Source organism: Devosia sp. (genome assembly GCF_040509215.1).
Lineage (GTDB): Bacteria > Pseudomonadota > Alphaproteobacteria > Rhizobiales > Devosiaceae > Devosia.
Genome location: NZ_JBEVLL010000241.1, coordinates 1 through 16,225 on the forward strand (window position 1 = coordinate 1; position 16,225 = coordinate 16,225).

The 16,225-nt window shown below is 62.7% G+C and carries 16 protein-coding genes; 7 read left to right on the forward strand and 9 right to left on the reverse strand.

Features of this window, described 5'->3' with window-relative positions:
• Positions 1 to 55 precede the first annotated feature (55 nt).
• The 7 genes from ABW043_RS13325 to ABW043_RS13355 all read right to left on the reverse strand — a co-directional run bounded on the left by ABW043_RS13325 (position 56) and on the right by ABW043_RS13355 (position 6,774).
• Positions 56 to 1,138, reverse strand: a complete 1,083-nt coding sequence (locus ABW043_RS13325; protein WP_353921693.1) for a carbon-phosphorus lyase complex subunit PhnI — start codon at positions 1,136 to 1,138, stop codon at positions 56 to 58.
• 1 nt (position 1,139) lies between these two features.
• A complete protein-coding gene (gene phnH / locus ABW043_RS13330; protein WP_353921694.1) occupies positions 1,140 to 1,679 on the reverse strand; it encodes a phosphonate C-P lyase system protein PhnH in 540 nt (179 codons plus the stop codon).
• Entirely contained in the window at positions 1,679 to 2,122 is a 444-nt protein-coding gene (locus ABW043_RS13335) for a phosphonate C-P lyase system protein PhnG (protein WP_353921695.1), read from the reverse strand. The genes phnH and ABW043_RS13335 overlap by 1 nt, the downstream gene beginning before the upstream one ends.
• Positions 2,115 to 2,870 (reverse strand): phosphonate metabolism transcriptional regulator PhnF, encoded by a 756-nt coding sequence (gene phnF, locus ABW043_RS13340; RefSeq protein WP_353921696.1) that lies wholly within the window; start codon positions 2,868 to 2,870, stop codon positions 2,115 to 2,117. Before phnF ends, ABW043_RS13335 begins: the two co-directional genes overlap by 8 nt.
• A gap of 121 nt (positions 2,871 to 2,991) precedes the next feature.
• The gene (locus ABW043_RS13345; RefSeq protein ID WP_353921697.1) at positions 2,992 to 3,849 is read right to left on the reverse strand and encodes a helix-turn-helix domain-containing protein; all 858 of its coding nucleotides are present in this window, start codon (positions 3,847 to 3,849) and stop codon (positions 2,992 to 2,994) included.
• Between the two features lie 800 nt (positions 3,850 to 4,649).
• Positions 4,650 to 6,014, reverse strand: coding sequence for a metal-dependent hydrolase family protein (locus ABW043_RS13350; RefSeq protein WP_353921698.1), 1,365 nt, complete (start codon positions 6,012 to 6,014; stop codon positions 4,650 to 4,652).
• A 190-nt stretch (positions 6,015 to 6,204) separates the two neighbouring features.
• The gene (locus tag ABW043_RS13355) at positions 6,205 to 6,774 is read right to left on the reverse strand and encodes an SH3 domain-containing protein (RefSeq protein ID WP_353921699.1); all 570 of its coding nucleotides are present in this window, start codon (positions 6,772 to 6,774) and stop codon (positions 6,205 to 6,207) included.
• Positions 6,775 to 7,323: 549 nt separating this feature from the next.
• On the opposite strand from ABW043_RS13355, the gene ABW043_RS13360 reads away from it, so the two are divergent.
• The 6 genes from ABW043_RS13360 to ABW043_RS13385 all read left to right on the forward strand — a co-directional run bounded on the left by ABW043_RS13360 (position 7,324) and on the right by ABW043_RS13385 (position 13,274).
• Entirely contained in the window at positions 7,324 to 8,760 is a 1,437-nt protein-coding gene (locus ABW043_RS13360; RefSeq protein WP_353921700.1) for a basic amino acid/polyamine antiporter, read from the forward strand.
• A gap of 16 nt (positions 8,761 to 8,776) precedes the next feature.
• Positions 8,777 to 10,015 carry an arginine deiminase gene (locus ABW043_RS13365; RefSeq protein ID WP_353921701.1) on the forward strand — a complete coding sequence of 413 codons (1,239 nt, stop codon included), beginning with the start codon at positions 8,777 to 8,779 and terminating at the stop codon, positions 10,013 to 10,015.
• A gap of 32 nt (positions 10,016 to 10,047) precedes the next feature.
• Positions 10,048 to 10,428 (forward strand): PLDc N-terminal domain-containing protein, encoded by a 381-nt coding sequence (locus ABW043_RS13370; RefSeq protein ID WP_353921702.1) that lies wholly within the window; start codon positions 10,048 to 10,050, stop codon positions 10,426 to 10,428.
• A 41-nt stretch (positions 10,429 to 10,469) separates the two neighbouring features.
• Positions 10,470 to 11,153, forward strand: a complete 684-nt coding sequence (locus ABW043_RS13375) for an exopolysaccharide biosynthesis protein (protein WP_353921703.1) — start codon at positions 10,470 to 10,472, stop codon at positions 11,151 to 11,153.
• Between the two features lie 73 nt (positions 11,154 to 11,226).
• Complete coding sequence (locus tag ABW043_RS13380; protein ID WP_353921704.1) at positions 11,227 to 11,790, forward strand: DUF308 domain-containing protein; 564 nt, start codon at positions 11,227 to 11,229, stop codon at positions 11,788 to 11,790.
• A 2-nt stretch (positions 11,791 to 11,792) separates the two neighbouring features.
• Entirely contained in the window at positions 11,793 to 13,274 is a 1,482-nt protein-coding gene (locus ABW043_RS13385; protein ID WP_353921705.1) for a Na+/H+ antiporter NhaC family protein, read from the forward strand.
• Here the strand turns inward: ABW043_RS13385 and ABW043_RS13390 are convergent.
• Together ABW043_RS13390 and ABW043_RS13395 are read right to left on the reverse strand one after the other, a co-directional pair.
• Entirely contained in the window at positions 13,271 to 14,242 is a 972-nt protein-coding gene (locus ABW043_RS13390; RefSeq protein WP_353921706.1) for a helix-turn-helix domain-containing protein, read from the reverse strand. The two genes, ABW043_RS13385 and ABW043_RS13390, sit on opposite strands and share 4 nt — an antisense overlap.
• 77 nt (positions 14,243 to 14,319) lie before the next feature.
• Positions 14,320 to 14,793 (reverse strand): hypothetical protein, encoded by a 474-nt coding sequence (locus tag ABW043_RS13395; RefSeq protein ID WP_353921707.1) that lies wholly within the window; start codon positions 14,791 to 14,793, stop codon positions 14,320 to 14,322.
• 204 nt (positions 14,794 to 14,997) lie between these two features.
• Here ABW043_RS13395 and ABW043_RS13400 point away from each other — a divergent pair, with 204 nt between their 5' ends.
• Positions 14,998 to 16,176 carry a succinylglutamate desuccinylase/aspartoacylase family protein gene (locus ABW043_RS13400; protein ID WP_353921708.1) on the forward strand — a complete coding sequence of 393 codons (1,179 nt, stop codon included), beginning with the start codon at positions 14,998 to 15,000 and terminating at the stop codon, positions 16,174 to 16,176.
• Positions 16,177 to 16,225 lie beyond the last annotated feature (49 nt).

Below are 16,225 nucleotides of genomic sequence, written 5' to 3' on the forward strand. Positions count from 1 at the left end.
GCATCGAGAAAACCGTAGCTGGTGGCCGCCCAGGGTTTTGTCAGGGATGAAAGGCTCATTCTGCGGGCTCCGTCTGGCGTGTTTCGGCCGGCATGGCGCTTGCCGCTTGCTTCGCCTTGGCGTCGCGCATCGCGTCGAGCACGGACTGGAAGGTGACGTAGTGCGGCAGCTTGAAGTGGATGCAGAAGCCCGAGGCTTCGACACTTTCGGTGTGATAGAGATAGAATTCTTCGTGGACCGGCGAGCCGACCGGGGCTTCGGCCGAATTGAGATCGAGCGTTGCCGCCGCGATCACCTTCACCTCGTTCCAGCCAAACGTGGCGGCAAAGCCCAGTTCCAGAAACCCGCCCTTTTCCTTGGACGTTACTTCGGCCTGGCTGACGCGCACGCGCCCGGCGGAAAACTCGGTGCCGCGGGGATGGCGCACCACGACTTCGGCTTCGCCCAAGCGCAGTTCATTGACCGTCGGATGAGCATTGCCATAGCCGCGCATGGCCGAATAGCCGAGGGCAAGGACGCCGCCGGTTTCGGCACGGGCAAGGCTTTGCAGACGATGCGCCCGCGAGGCCGGAAACAGCAGGGGTTCGCGCGTCAGGTCGGGAATATCTTCGCGGGCTATTTTTGGTTCGTTGGAGGGCGCGACGAGGCCCTGCTGACGCTGCCAATCGGCGAGGGATGGCTGATGCGCTGGCGCAGGTCGCGCTGCGGCTTCCACCGCTGGCGGCGCATAGGGCTTGCCTTCGAGCACGTCGGTCGCCAGCACACGGTGGGAATAGTCGAGCGTTGGCCCCAGGATCTGTCCGCCGGGAATGTCCTTGAACGCCGCCGAAATACGGCGCTGCGTAAGAATTTCGTCTTGCTGCACGGGCCGGGAGATGGCGATGCGCGGCTGCGTCGTGCGCCAGGCGCGCAGCACCAGCACGGCTTCCGACAGTTCGCCGCCGGTCTGCGCCAGCGCCAGTGCAGCCAGTTCCTCGCTATAGAGCGAGGCTTCGCCCATCACGCGGTCGATCAGATAGGGCATGGTCTGCTGGATTGTCTCGACGCGCGTCGCGTCGATCGTCCCCAGATCCTGCCGGAAAAGGCGCTCGGCCTGTTCGATGGCCTTTTCGCCACCGCGGGTTGCGACATAGGCCATTCTAGAGAACCTCCACCTTGGTCGAGCGCGGAATGCCGATCACCGAACGGCCATCAACGAAAAAGACGTCAAAGCCTTCGGGATAGGCGCAGAGCATGTCGCGCAGCGCCCAGAAACCCGGCGACACGCCGAGACTTATTTCGGTGACGCCATCAATGCCGGGCCCGGAAAGACGAAGTCGCGGTCCAGTGCCATGCCGCGCCACGGCCACCAGCGTCGCCCCATCATCGGGATAAAGCGCGCTGCCACAGCGCAGGCTCGCCAGCCGGGCTTCGAGGCCTTCCAGCGAGGACAGGAACACATGGTCGGCCTGCGAGAAATCGTCGACCAGCAGCGCGCCGGTCGCCGCCACTTCGGCACGGAGGTCCGGCGCGTCGGCAAAAACCGCGCATTCAAGATCGACCAGCGCTTCGATGACAGGCGCAAGGCCAGCCTCTGGCATGTCTCTGCTATCGCCGGGACGCGACAGCGCCCACATCAGCGCTTCGAAAGTGCCATTGGTGCGCAGTTCAAAAGCATCGGGAGGAGCAACGGTCAGCATCAGAACGTCTCCATTTCGACGCGGGTGGCTTCAACCTGCCGCATGCGGGCGGTGTCTGCTTCTGCCTGATGCGCGCGCTCTTCGGTGAGAAAGCCAGTCGTTGCCGGTTCTTCGCCAACCGTAGCGATCCGCAGGTCGACGACAGCCATCGCCATGGCGCGTTCGAGATCGCGGCCAGTGACCATGCCATAGCCGACATGGCCGGCGGCATCGGCGATATGGGCTTCGCTGACCAGCACCTCGCCGAGGTGGAAATCGACATTTTCGACCGTGTCGCGCATCGGCACCATGACGAGCCCTGTCCGATTGGTCAGGACGGCAATCTCGCCCATGGCATCGAGCAGGGTTTCGGCAAGCTGCTTCAACCGTTCGGGCCGGGCCCGCGCCAGAACGCCCAGCGTCGCGGCGTGGTCGGAGCCGCCGGAGGTTGTCTCGTTAAACATCATTGCTTCTCTCGGTAGTCAGCACGGTCGGCTGATCGGTCTCGAAGGTGAATTGCACCCGGTCGCCGGCCCACACGGCCTCGGAAAAACCGATGGGTTTTCCATCGAGATCCGCATCGACCTTTTGCACCACCAACACGGACTGGCCCTGCCGGAGCATCAGCATGCCTGCTTCGCTTTCCGAGGCGAGGCGCGTGAAAACGGTGGTGCGCAGGCGCCGGTAATCGGTGATGCCGTAGGAATGGTAGACCTTGGTGATCGAGGTCAGCTCGCGCCGCCGCTCCGGCAAATCCGGGAACCGCTCAACCTCGTGATAGGCCCAACCGATGCTGATCGGCAGATCGTTGGCAAAGCCGCGCCAGGAGCGGGCAAAGACCTGCGCCTCGGCCGCAATCTGCAATGCCGAGGCAACGCGCTTGCTCGCCGGGATGGTCATTTCGGCCAGCGTTTCGCCCGAGGCCGTCAGGCCCTGCGACATCAGGTTTTCGCGAAAGCGGGTGCGCGAACCGATCACATAATTGAGGAGCGGAGCACGTTCGACGAAGGTGCCGCGACCATGTTCCACGCGCAACTTGCCCTCGCCGACAAGCGCCGCAAGCGCCTTGCGCAGCGAATGGCGCCGCGTGCCGTAGAGCAGGCAAAGTTCGGGTTCCGAGGGCAGTCGCGTGTCTGGCGCGAGACGACCCGAGGTGATTTCTTCACTGATCCGGTCCCGGGTTTCCTCCCAGGAATGGCCTTGATTCCGCATTGTTCCAACTCATTCGAATGAGCTGGTTCTAGCGAGGGACAATGACATGCGCGTGACACGGAGTGGCCTCGCCACTCCGTCATCTACCCTCTAGCAGCCTTGCAGGAACAACGAATGACGCTCAGCTCTGCATGCGCTTGAGGAGATCGGTCAGGTCTTTAGCATAGGGGTTCCCTTGGGCGCGATCGGCCACGGGGTGCTGCCTGTTCGCCCTTACATCAGAGGGGCTGTAGGCAAATTCACGCCGGAAGGCGCGGCTGAATTCCGCGGCGTCGTTGAAGCAGAAATCCTCCGCGACCTCGAAGATGCGTCGCCCGCTCAAAGGATCAGCGAGGACCTTGTGCGCGGCCAGGAGGCGACGCTTCTGGATATAGTGCATGATGCCGCCCGAGGCTTCGAACAGGCGATAGAGGCGGGAACGGGACACACCCAATCCGCGCAGGATGAAATTCACATCGAGCGCCGGATTTTGCAGATTGTCCTGTACGCATTGCCGGGCGCGTTCGAGCAGGGCGTGGTTGATCATGGCGCCGGCCTCTTCGAGCCGATCCGGCGAGGGCGCGATGGCCGCCAGAAGCAGCGCACGCGTGGCGGCGACAAGCTCAGACAGGTCGCCCTGCTGCAACTGCGGCATCCGACTTTCAAGGCTCAGCATATAGTCGGCAAAAATCCCGCCCATACCGTCTTGCAGCAGGGTTATCGAGGCGGCGTCGAGGAGGTGGGCGGTGTCCCGGCAGGTATCGCGCGGAATATAGAGCAGGTGCGCCTTGCCGGCCGTGACCTGGCCATGGAAGGGATCGGCAAGGGAGGTAAGCTGCGGAATTCCCGCGATATTTTCGAGGAGGACCCGTGCCCCTTCGATGGTGCAGCGCCCGGTGACGAAAAGCGAAACCACCCAGTGATCGAGCGGATCGCGCTTGGATTGTTCGGCAAGGCTGGCAAAACGGAGGCTGTCGGTTTCGACTGTCTGGAAAGCCATGCTCCCCAGATCCCAGGTGCGATGCCGGGCGCGAAAATTTCGGCTGGGCTGGCTGGGAATGAGATCGAAGGCGGCGGAATGGACGTCGCGCCAGGCGTCGAACCGATCTTCCTCGCACACTTCATTTGTAGAAAAATCTATAGGTCTCAGACCTATAGCTTCGTCATCCGGCGTATCTATCAGCGGTCCGGTGGGCTGGTAACGTGGACGAATACTCGACGCATGGTACATTCTGACGCTCCCCCTCAGAGTTCTCCGGCCTTCTGGGAAGGCGGAAAACTGCTGGCCACGGAACCGCGCCAAAGCGACCTGTCTGTCCCGAAGGGGGACTGGCCACAGCGGTAAGCGGACGGGCCAAACACGCAATCAAAGGCAAGAAGCCAAAGCGCCGAAAACGAGGCGCTTCAGGGGTTTGGATAGTCGTCGCCGGGGAGCGGCCAATGTGCCCTCGGGTTCTCGAACGCTCCTTGGGCGTTGGCGACGGCTGCTATCGCCGACCAATCTAATCCCGAACGAGCAGTTGAAAAAGCCAAAAAGGCAGAATGACTACGTTAGAGTTTTATCCAGATATTGCCGCCGCCCGCAAACTGCTTGTCTCGAATGGCCCGAGACAGGCAATTTGCTGACTGACAATATCAGATACTTGTCGAAACGGATGTGCATTCCGTCCCAGACCTTGTCCCTGTGTTCCTATCTAGGCGATCCGTCATCGCGCGTTTGCCCCTGTCGGTTAACAGACTGTGGACCTTGAGCCTCGCAAACGCGCGAATGGGTGAAACCCTCTTCGTTCCGGACGATGCCTATTCCGCTTCGCCGGTAATATCCTTGTAGATGACCCCGTCCTTCATGATGATGAGGAAGTTCTTTTCGGGATTGCCGACAAGGCTCAAGTCTTCGAGCGGATTGCCATCAACGAGCAGCAGGTCGGCATAGGCACCCTCCTCGATGAGACCAATGCGGCCGGGATAGGGATTGCGTTCGCCCGAGAGGAGGAGCAGCTCGCCATTGGTGCCAGTGGCCATCTTCAGGGCTTCTGCCGCGGTGTACCATTCGAGCATGTTGACCAGCATGGCATTCTGGCCGCGCGCCAGAATGGGCGAGAACAGGATGTCCGTCCCCCAGGCGGTCTTGATGTTATACTTCTTGGCAAAACCGTAGATGTTGGTCGTGCCATGCAGCACCTCGTGGAACTTGTCGAGCGAGGACGGCGGCAGGCCTGCGCCCATCTGTTCGGTAAAGGGCTGGGTGCTGAGCCAGATGCCCTTGTCGGCCATCATCTGCGCGGTTTCGTCGTCGATCAGATGCGCGTGCTCGATGACTTTTACGCCCGAATTGATCGCGGTCTGCACCGCCTGCGGCGTATAGGCGTGCACCCCGACATAGGTGCCCCAGTTGGCTGCGGCCTCGACGGCGGCCACGATCTCGGCACTGGTAAAGGTGGAAACATCGAGCGGGCTGAAGGGTGAGGCCACCCCGCCGCCGGCCGTCAACTTGATCTGGGAAGCGCCCTGCATCAATTGCTCGCGGGCGCGGATGCGCACCTCGTCGGGCGTATCGGTGACCATGGACATGCCGGCCTCTTCCATGGGGGTCAACACACCCGGCCTGCGTGGCAGATCGGCAAAGGTGCGGAAATCGCCATGGCCGCTGGTGACGGTGAGAATGGCGCCGGAGGGATAGATGCGGGGGCCGGGAATGAGGCCCTGGTCGATGATCTTCTTGAGCCCGAAGGCCGGCCCGCCAAGGTCGCGCACGGTGGTAAAGCCGCGCATCAGCGTGGCGGTCGCCTCGACGCCGGCAATCAGGTGCGTATAGCCCATATCGGCAAGCCCGGTATCGGGCGTGACCCCGATGAGCATGGTGTGCCAATGCGCGTCGATGAGGCCAGGCATCAGGACCTTGCCCTCGCCATCGATCACCGTCGCGCCGTCTTCGCTGATGTCCGTGGTCGAAATACCGGCGATCTTGCCATCCTTGACGAGGACATTGGACGGGCCGCTCAGCGCATCCGACTGGCCATCAAAAATCATGACATTCTCGAACACGACCGGGGTGCGCGCCGCTTGCGCGAACGCAGCCGGCGCCGCCGCCAGAAGTGCGATAGCCGCAACAGCCGGGCCGACAAACAGTAACGAAACCAGGGACTTGGTTTTAGAGGCAGCCATGACGCACAGAGCTCCTGAGACTTCCGGGATCAGAAGTTTATCCCGGTAGCCAGAGCCAACAATCGCTCACCGTCCCATTAAGCGGCTGGCCGTCCCAACTGCGCCCGAGGTCCCGGACGGGCATAAAAATCACGGGTGGAGGGATCGCACCCGTGATCTTTTGGTGGATGGGACCGGCGGCTGCTCTGGCCTACCAGACCTTGACCGAAGCGATGGCGCCCTGCAGGTGGCGGCTCACATTGGGCATGTCGTCGCGCACCGATGTGCAGTTGCGGAAGTTACGGGCCGTGCAAAGGTCGACGCTGAGCGAACTGCTCTGGCCGCCGCGCATGGCGACCGAAGCGATCCGGTTGCGCCAGTTGCCGAGGTCGTCATTGCCGTTGCCGGGCCGCAGGCAGAAACTGTCGCCGCGGAAATTGGGACGATCGTAGAAACACACGCGCGTCGGGCCGGTATCGAAGTCGAAATCGGGCCAGAGCGTCGGGGGCGGCGCGGCGATGACGCGCATCACATAGTTCTGCGCCAGCCAGCCGGTATCGCGCCCGGCATTGACGAGGCACCAGTTGCGTTCACAGCGCACGATCGTCACGTCTTCGCCTGAGCGCACGACGCGGACCACCGCATGATTGGTGCCCGGCCCATTGCGCAGATTGACATTGGCGACGGTGACCGCCGGCCCATGCATCTGGGCCAGGGCGGGCAGCGACAGCACCAGGACGGCAAACGCCGCAATGGCCAACCGGACTAGTGTCTTTATCATCATGAGACCTCCCTATCAGGCGCGGATCGCTCGCTTGCCGATGGCGCCAAACCCATGTCGTTGCCAGCAGGCTCGGCCGCGGCCTCGAGATTCCAAAATAGTAATTTCCGATTTGACTGACGTTATCACAGACGAAAAGCCGGACAACGCCACATGAACATGGAATCCGAAAAGATGGACGCATTGCCAAGAACCTGGATTGGCAGACAAGTCGTGCAATTACTTATCTGTTGACGGAATTGTTTGGGTTTAGTTCGAGGGCCGTCGCCCTGCCCGAATGAGGCCGGCAGCAATGCGCCGTCGCGCGAGTGCGCGGGGCGCGTCATCATCGAGGCGGCAAGACAGGCGTCCCCAGGCACCCCGCCCCCCAACGCAAAAATCCGAAAAGCTCCGCCGCAATATCAGTGCGCAACGAAAGTTAACCGGCGGGACACCCAGCCTAGTGCGGGGACGCCATGCCATTCTCCTCACGCCCTTGCGAGCGGTAGCCTCAACTGGCTCCAAAGCGGATTTGTCTTTTGTTGGAGCCTGTTAGGGGAGCGCGGCAATATGGCAGTGGCTGACAAGGGGAAACTATCGCTCTTTGCGCTGACGGCGATGGTCATAGGGTCCATGGTCGGAGCCGGTATCTTCAACCTGCCGGGCCGTTTCGCCACCGCAACAGGCCCCTTTGGCGCCATCATCGCCTGGGCCATTGCCGGCACCGGCATGTATATGCTGGCCCGGGTTTTCCAGTCGCTGGCGACGAGAAGACCCGACATCGACTCCGGCGTCTTTGCCTATGCCAAGGCCGGTTTCGGCGACTATATGGGCTTCCTCTCCGCCTTCGGCTATTGGCTCGGAAGCTGTCTCGGCAACGTCTTTTACTGGGTTCTCATAGGCTCGACCCTGGGACGTTTCTTCCCCGAACTCTTTGGCGACGGCAGCAGCCCGATTGCCATCATCGTGTCGCTGCTCGGCATCTGGGCCTTCCACTTCATGATCCTGCGCGGCGTCGAACAGGCCGCCTTCATCAATACCGTGGTGACCATCGCCAAGATCGTGCCCATCGTGGCCGCGATCCTGATCTTCATCTTCTTCTTCAACTATTCCCAGTTCTCCGAGAACTTCTTCGGCGGGCTCGACATGCCCGAAAAGAGCCTTGTGGCGCAGGTGCGCGACACCATGCTCATCACCGTCTTCGTCTTTCTCGGCATCGAAGGGGCGAGCGTTTATTCGCGCTTTGCCAAGAAGCGCGAGGATGTCGGCAGCGCCACGGTGCTCGGCTTTGTCGCCGTCACCGGGCTCATGGTCGCGGTAACCCTCCTGCCCTTTGCAACCGCGCCGCGCGCCGCCATTGCCGGGGTAGCCAATCCTTCCCTCGCCGGTGCCCTCGAACTGGTCGTGGGCCATTGGGGCGCCATCTTCATTTCCATCGGCGTGCTGGTTTCGGTGCTCGGGGCCTATCTTGCCTGGTCGCTGATTTGCGCCGAGGTGATGTTCGCCGCCGCCAAATCCGCCGACATGCCAAAAATGTTCGCGGCGCAGAACGGCAATGGCGTGCCCGCCAATGCGCTCTGGCTGACCAATATCGTGGTCTCGCTCTTCGTCATCTCGACCTATTGGTCGGCCGACGCCTTCAACTTCATGCTCGATATGACCAGCGTTACCGCGCTGCTGCCCTATCTGCTTGTGGCCGGCTATGGCGTGATCGTGGCCCGTCGCGGCATCGGCTATGGCGCCGACGACAGCGAACGCGGAATGGACCAGGTCATCGCCTGGATCGCCGTCGTCTATACGCTCTTCATGTTCGTGGCCGCTGGGCTGAAATATGTGCTGCTGGTCGCCGTGCTCTTCGTGCCCGGAACGCTGATCCTCTACTTCTGGGCCCGCCGCGAGCAGCGAGCCAAATTCTTCACCCCGGTCGAACTGATCATCTTCGGCGTCACCGTTTTGGCGGCCGCTGCGGGAACGATTGGCCTTCTGACCGGCGCCATTACCCCCTGATCGAGGAGCTTGAAGCATGGAATCCAGTTTTGGCGTCCATTCCGAAGTCGGCCAATTGCGCAAGGTCATGGTCTGCGCGCCGGGCAAGGCGCATCAGCGGCTGACCCCATCCAACTGCGACGATCTCCTCTTCGATGACGTGATGTGGGTCGATGTGGCCAAGCGCGACCACTTCGACTTCATGAACAAGCTGCGCGAGCGCGGCGTCGACGTGGTGGAGATGCACAACCTGCTCGAGGAAACCGTAGCGCTGCCCGAGGCGCGGGCCTGGATTCTCGACAACCAGATCGCGCCCAACAAAGTTGGCCCCGATCTCGTCGACGACGTGCGTTCCTATCTCGATGGGCTCTCCAACCGGCAGCTCGCCGAAACCCTGATCGGGGGCCTTTCCACCTACGAATTCCCCGATGCGATCGGCGGGGAGCGCATGAACCTCGTGCGTGACGCTGCCGGGGTGAACGAATATCTCCTGCCCCCGCTGCCCAACACGCTCTACACGCGCGACACCACCTGCTGGATCTATGGCGGGGTGACGCTTAACCCGCTCTATTGGCCGGCGCGGCACGAGGAAACGCTGCTCACCAGCTCAATCTACAAGTTCCATCCCGATTTTGCCGGCAAGGTGAATGTCTGGTGGGGCGACCCGACCAAGGAATGGGACCTTTCGACGCTCGAAGGCGGCGATGTCATGCCCATCGGCAAGGGCAATGTGCTCATCGGCATGAGCGAGCGCACCTCGCGCCAGGCCATCGCCCAACTCGCCAAGACCCTCTTTGAGAAGGGCGCGGTGGAACGCGTCATCGTGGCGGCCATGCCGAAACTGCGCGCCGCCATGCATCTCGACACGGTCTTCACCTTTGCCGATCGGGACTGCGTGCTGATCTATCCCGATATCGTCAATCCCATCGAGTGCTTCTCCTATCGGCCCGACGGCAATGGCGGGCTGGAGCTGAAAAAGGACAATGGCGGGCTGGTTGAAACCGTGCGCGAGGCCCTGGGGCTGAGCCAGATCCGCGTCGTCGAGACGGCAGGCAATGACTATACGCGCGAGCGCACCCAATGGGACAGCGGCGCCAACCTCGTCTGCGCCTCGCCCGGCGTCGTCTTCGCCTATGACCGCAACACCTATGTCAACACGCTGCTGCGCAAGGCCGGCATCGAGGTCATCACCATTTCCGGCTCCGAACTGGGCCGCGGACGCGGCGGCGGCCACTGCATGACCTGCCCGATCATCCGCGATGCCGTGGACTACTGACCATCTGCAAGAACCCCGATCCGAGGTGAAAAATGTCTAGCAATTTCTGGGAATTTCTCTGGCTGATCCTCTCGACCTTCTTCCTCATCACCTATCTCATCGTGCTGTTCCAGATCATCGTCGACCTGTTCCGGGATCGCGAGATCGGTCCGTTTGCCCGGGCCATCTGGGTGATTGCGCTGATCTTCCTGCCGATGCTGACGGCGCTTGCCTATCTGCTCACCCGCGGCGGCGGCATGGGCAAGCGACAGGTGCAGGCGAGCCAGGAAGCGCGGGCGGAGGCGGAAACCTATATCCGCAATGTCGCGGGCACCTCGCCGGCCGAACAGATCGCCCGCGCCAGCGGCCTTCTCAAGGACGGGGTGATCTCCGAGGCCGAGTTCAAGACGCTCAAGGCCAAGGCATTGGCATGAGCGAGGCGGGTCAGGATGGCTCAACGGGAGGTCGTGCCGGCATGACCGACGAGAGCCATGATCATGATAGCAATCATGATCGAGACCACGACCCGATCATCCCGATTGTCGATGTCATCGTCGCGCAATTGCGCGAACGGGCGGGGCGGCCCGATGCCGCCCTGACCTGCGCCGATCTCCTCGCCATGGTGGGGGAGCGTTCGCATGTGCTGGCGATCATGCTGTTTTCGCTCCTCAACCTCCTGCCCGGCCCACCCGGCTATAATTTCCTCATGGCTCTCGCCATGTTCGCGGTCGGCATTTCCATGCTGCTGCGCCGGCCGATGAGCTTTGGCAGCTGGTTTGGCCGCATGCCGCTGCCTCTCAAGGTCATCAAGAAGCTGCTCGAGGCGCTGGCCATGATCGTGCGCTGGGTCGCAAGGATTTCCGAGCCGCGCTGGCGCGGACTGACGGGGCCGGCCGCCATGCCCTTCATCGCGGTGATCGCCATTGTCCTGGCGCTGGTCAACATGGCCCCGGTGCCGTTCATGAACCTCATTCCCTCGGCCGGACTTGCCGTCATCTGCATGGGGGTCCTCAATCAAGACGGCATTGCCGTCCTTGCCGGGATCGCCATCGGCGCGCTGGGCACGGTGGTGGCGCTGGTCGCCATCTGGCTGATCTTCGTTCTGGCCTTCGCCCTGGGCGATATCGTCGAGCACGCCGTGGAGGGCGACGGCCCCTGAAACGCGAGCAGACCGAGCGTGTGACAAACCGGCCCGCGGGCCCCAACGACACATAAGTGCAAGGAGTTAGAAAATGGCGGCGTCTTCCAAGCGTTGGGCAGTGACATTCAGCCTGTTGCGCGGCGCGCTTTTGCTGATCGGTGGGCTCGTCGCCATGTTTCTCCCCGATTATGCGCTCAAGGTCGTGGTGGTCGTCGGCGGCACGGTATTGCTGGTCGATGGCGTGCTCGGGGCCCTGGCGAGCCAGAACTATGGCATTGAATCGAGCTGGCCGTTCTGGCTGAGCATCGTTCGCGGGGGGCTCGCGGCGCTGGCCGGCATCATGCTGCTGCTCAGTCCTTTCCTTGCTGGCGCATTGACCCCTGAAGTTCTCTCCTGGGTGATCGGGCTCGGCGCCATTGCCGTGGGGCTGACGGAGGCCTTCATCCTCATCCGCTACCGCGAGAATGCGCCCCCGATCTGGACCTCGATCGCGGGCGCCGCGATCTATATCCTCCTCGGCGCCCTCCTCATTGCGCTGCCGATGACCGGCGCGCTGCTGCTGATGCAGATCGGCGGCGGCCTCATCGCGCTCTTCGGGCTGATCCAGATTGTGCGGAGCTGGGGAGCGGCCAAAGACCGGCTGGCGCGGGGGTGACCATGGACCCTTCGCCGCCGCCGAGAAGCATAAGGGAGCCGACCGTTCTAGACGCGCTGATCCCGCTCATCGTGCTGGCGGTGCTGATTTCGGCGGCGGTCTATCTCTTCGGCAACGATGCCATGGACGGGCCGCTGCAGGTGGCGCTGATCTTTTCAGCGCTCACCGCCGCCCTCATCGTCCTCAAGAATGGTCACTCCTGGGACGAGGTGGCGGAGGCCGGGCGCAAGGGCGTCTCCTCGGTCGTCAGCGCCATCTTCATCCTCTTTGCCATCGGCGCGCTGATCGGGGCCTGGAACATGGCCGGCACCATACCCACGCTGGTCTACTATGGCATTATGGTCGTGAGTGCGGAATGGTTCTATCCGGCCGCCTTTCTCATCTGCGCCGCGATCTCCTTTGGCATTGGCAGCTCCTGGACGACGGCCGGGACCATCGGCGTCGGACTGGTCGGCCTCTCCATCATGGTCGGCGTCTCAGCCGAGATCACGGCGGGCGCGGTGATCTCGGGAGCCTATGTGGGGGAAAAAATGTCCCCGCTTTCCGAAACGGCGATCCTTGCCGCGCAACTGACGGACACGCCCATCCACACCCATTTGCGAGCCCAGGCCTGGAGCTCGGGCCCAGCCCTCGTCATCGCCTTGGCGGGTTTTGTCCTCTTCGGAATCTTTGATGGCACGTCCGGGGCCAGCGACTCATTGATCGATTCCGAACTTGCCGCTCTTGCCGATCTCTTCGTGATCACGCCGTGGACGCTGCTCCCCGTGGTGCTGCTCGTTGCACTGTCCGTGCTCAAGGTTCCGGCCTCGCTCGCCATCGCCGCTTCGGCGCTGGCCGCCGCGATCCTTGCGCCTTTCCTCCAGTCCGAGGCGGTGCTGCGCTTTATCGATGCGCCCGACCTGCCCCCGATCGTCGCGCATATCAAGGCCGGCTGGCAGGTGATGGCGACGGGATTTGAAGCGCGGTCCGGCCTCGAACAGGTGGATAGCCTGCTTTCGCGCGGCGGCATGGCGAGCATGCTGCCCACCATCTGGCTCATTCTTGGCGCGCTGGTCTTTGGGTCATTGCTCGATGAATTCGGGCTGCTGCTCAAGCTCGTGACCCCGCTCATCGCCCGGGCCAAATCGACGGGCGCTCTGGTCGCCACGGTTGTCGGCTCGGCCTTCGGGCTCAATGTCGTGGCGGGCGATCAATATGTGGCTGTGGTGCTGCCCGCGCGGATTTTCAGCGCCGAGTTCAAAAAGCGCGGGCTGGCCTCGAGCAATCTTTCGCGCGCCGTCGCCGACGGCGGCAGCGTCACCTCGCCCCTGATCCCGTGGAATTCCTGCGGCGCCTATATGGCGGCGGTGCTGGGCGTGCCGGTCCTGGTCTATCTGCCGTTCTGCCTCTTCAACATCGCCAGCCCCCTCATGACCCTGCTGATCGGCTATACCGGCTGGCGGGTGATACGGCTCGAGAGCAAGACCAGCACAGTCGAAGCCTAGCGCAGCGAGCCGACGAGCTCGCCAAGACTGGGCGAGACCATGGTCCTGAAGCCGGCCTTGCTGGCCGTGGGCAGGTGTCGCTCGTGGCGTGCCTCGCTCGGGCTATAGCCAAAGTGGCGCTTGAAGGCGCGGCTGAATTCCGAAGGTTCGAGAAATCCGCGCTCGGCCGCGATCTCGTGAATGGGGCGCACGGTCGTGCCCGAGGAGAGGGCGCGATGCGCATCCTGCAGCCGGGCGACGCGGATATAGTGCACAACGCCACCCAGGGGCTCGAAGAGACGATAGAGCGCGGTTCTCGACATGCCCAATTGGCGACAGAGATCCCTGACGCCGAGCCGGGGTGACAACAGGTTCTGCCGGATGAAAAGCTTTGCGCGCTCCAGTTGCGTCGCCTGCAGAACCGGCATGGCTTCGGCGAGCGCATCCTTGCCCGGCGTGGTACAGGCAACGAGCATGGCGCGCGTGGCGGCAACGACCGCGGGCAGATGGCTCGGGCCCAGCCGCGGCAACTGCCGTTGCAGCGAATGCAGATAATCGGCCAGAAGCCCGCCGAGCTCGGTAGCGACATGGCGCTCGTGCAGCGCATCAAGGCCAGGCGCTCCGGCCGGGCAGAAGTCGCGCGGCACGACGAGGGCAACGGCATCGAAGTCGGTGGTCGAGCCGGCGCTGACCCGATGCATGGACCTGACATAACAAAGCCCCGCGCCGGCCCGATGCCCCGCCTCCGAGCGCATGACGCCACGCTTCGGCGCGACCAGCAGCCAGTGATCCACCGCATCTGCCCGCAATCGCACTGTGTCGCGGCGAAAATCGAGGGCCGGCATGACTGTGTGTGTCAGAGCCAGGGCGCCCATGTCCCAAGCCAGCGACTGGGCCGAAAAGCCTTCGTCGCGCGGGCTGCGCGGCTCCATGGCGACCAGCGGCCGCATGATCGACAACCAGGCTTCGAACTGATGTTCGGCTTCCACCGCAGCGGTAGAACGCGTAATTGGGAATGCGATCGGCAGAACTGTCGGTCGCTTCGCTCATTTCGCCCCCGAGCGCCCTAAATGCGGGTTGCCGTGAAATTGCGCCGGGAAACACCGGGAACGGTTGGATGATAGGTGCAGCGCAGCGTCCGGATGCGCGGGGTATCGCCGACGATGACGCGGCCAATATTGCCGAGGAAGCCCAGCGGACGACAATCGACCGAGGCCGCTTCCCACGCCTGGCGGCGACCGCAGGAGGTGCGGTGCAGGTCCATGAAGATATCGCGGCCTGAGGTATGCCAGTCCATGCGGCCATCGCAACTGGTGCCGCCGCCACGCACCTGGAAGGAGCCGCGCCGATCAAAGCAGAAGGTCACCCGATAGGGCCCGAAGAGCGTCTCGTTGGAGCGGAAGCAGCCATTGACCGAAACACCACCGGGATGATCGGGCACCATGACCATGGGGGCGATATCCTGGGCCAGCGTGGCGGAACCGCAGCCCGCAACCATTATGACGGCCGAAAGAAGTAGTTTGAAATTAAGGCCTTTCACGAGATCGCGCTCCTCTAAAACGGTTCGTAGCCACTTCTGCTCGAAGCAATCTTAGCGAATGGGCGGGGCACTTTTGATGTGCCTGGCGTCCCACGGCTTTACTCTATGTCCCTATTTGCAAGTGAGCCTGGGGCCACGCTTTCCCGCGCCGCCGTTCTTGGATTAGCTGAAATCGCTTTGTGCTTTTCAGACGGGAGAGAGTTCATGACTAGGGATCACGAAGAGGGTTTTGATCGACGCAATTTCATGATCGCCTCCTTGGGAGCTGTCGGCGCTGCGGCGACCCTGATGACGAGCTCGGCCCTCGCACAGGAAGCCGCCACGCCCAAATCCGAGGGCGGCACCGTTTTTACCGGCGACATCATCAGCGGCAAGCAGGTGATCTCGGCGCTCGATATCGAAACGCTGGAGCCTGGCCGGCACTTTTTCTATTTTCAGGGCGTGCAGATGCCCACCGGGCAGCACTGGTATGTGTCGGTTGCCGTGACCAAGGGCGAAAAGCCGGGCAAGCGGGTGGGCCTGATCAGCGGCGTGCACGGGGACGAGATGAGTCCCATTCACACCATCCAGAAGGTGCTGGCCGAGCTCGACCCCGCTGAAATGTCCGGCAGCGTGCTGGCCGTGTTCGACCTGTCGCGGCCCGCCGTCGAGGACATGACCCGCCGCTGGCACAATTCGGGGCGCGGCATGGACCTGATCGACATGAACCGCCTGTTCCCCGGCAATGAAAATGCGCCGGACGCGCCGGTACGCCATGCCGGCCTCGTCTTCAACCGGCTGCTGCGCAACAATCTCGACTATGCCATCGACTTCCACACGGCTGCGACCGGGATGGACGCAACATCCTTCCACCTCGCCCGCATGGACCTGCCCGAAGTGCGGGCCATGGCCGAGCTCTACCCAATCGACCACATCTTCGACAACATCGCCTATCCCGGCATCCTGCCCAATGCGCTGATCGATGCCGGCATCCCCTCTTTCACCCCCGAAATCGGCCGCCCGCGCATTTTCGACCATGAGATGATCCCGCTGTTCGTCGAAGGCACGATGAATGTCCTGAAACTTCACGGCGTCATCGCCGGGGAGATCGGACGGACCGGCAAGGACAGCGGCGTTTTCATCGGCGACGCCATGGCGCCTGTTATCACCACCCATGGCGGCTTCGTCGAACTGTTGGTCGAACTCAACGAGGCCGTCGAGGCGGGGCAGAAGGTCGCCATCCAGCGCAACACCTTCGGCGAAGTGGTCGCCGAATATACCGCGCCGCGCAGTGGCGAAGTGCTCGCCCGCCGTACCGACGCCACCTGCGAAGAGGGCATGATCATCCTGTCCTTCCTCTTTGACAGCACGACGCCAGAGGGCGGCGACCAGATCGTCGAGTGAGTTTGGGGGGCGGGCCCGCCTGCCCCCTTTCCATCAACCTGATTTTGGA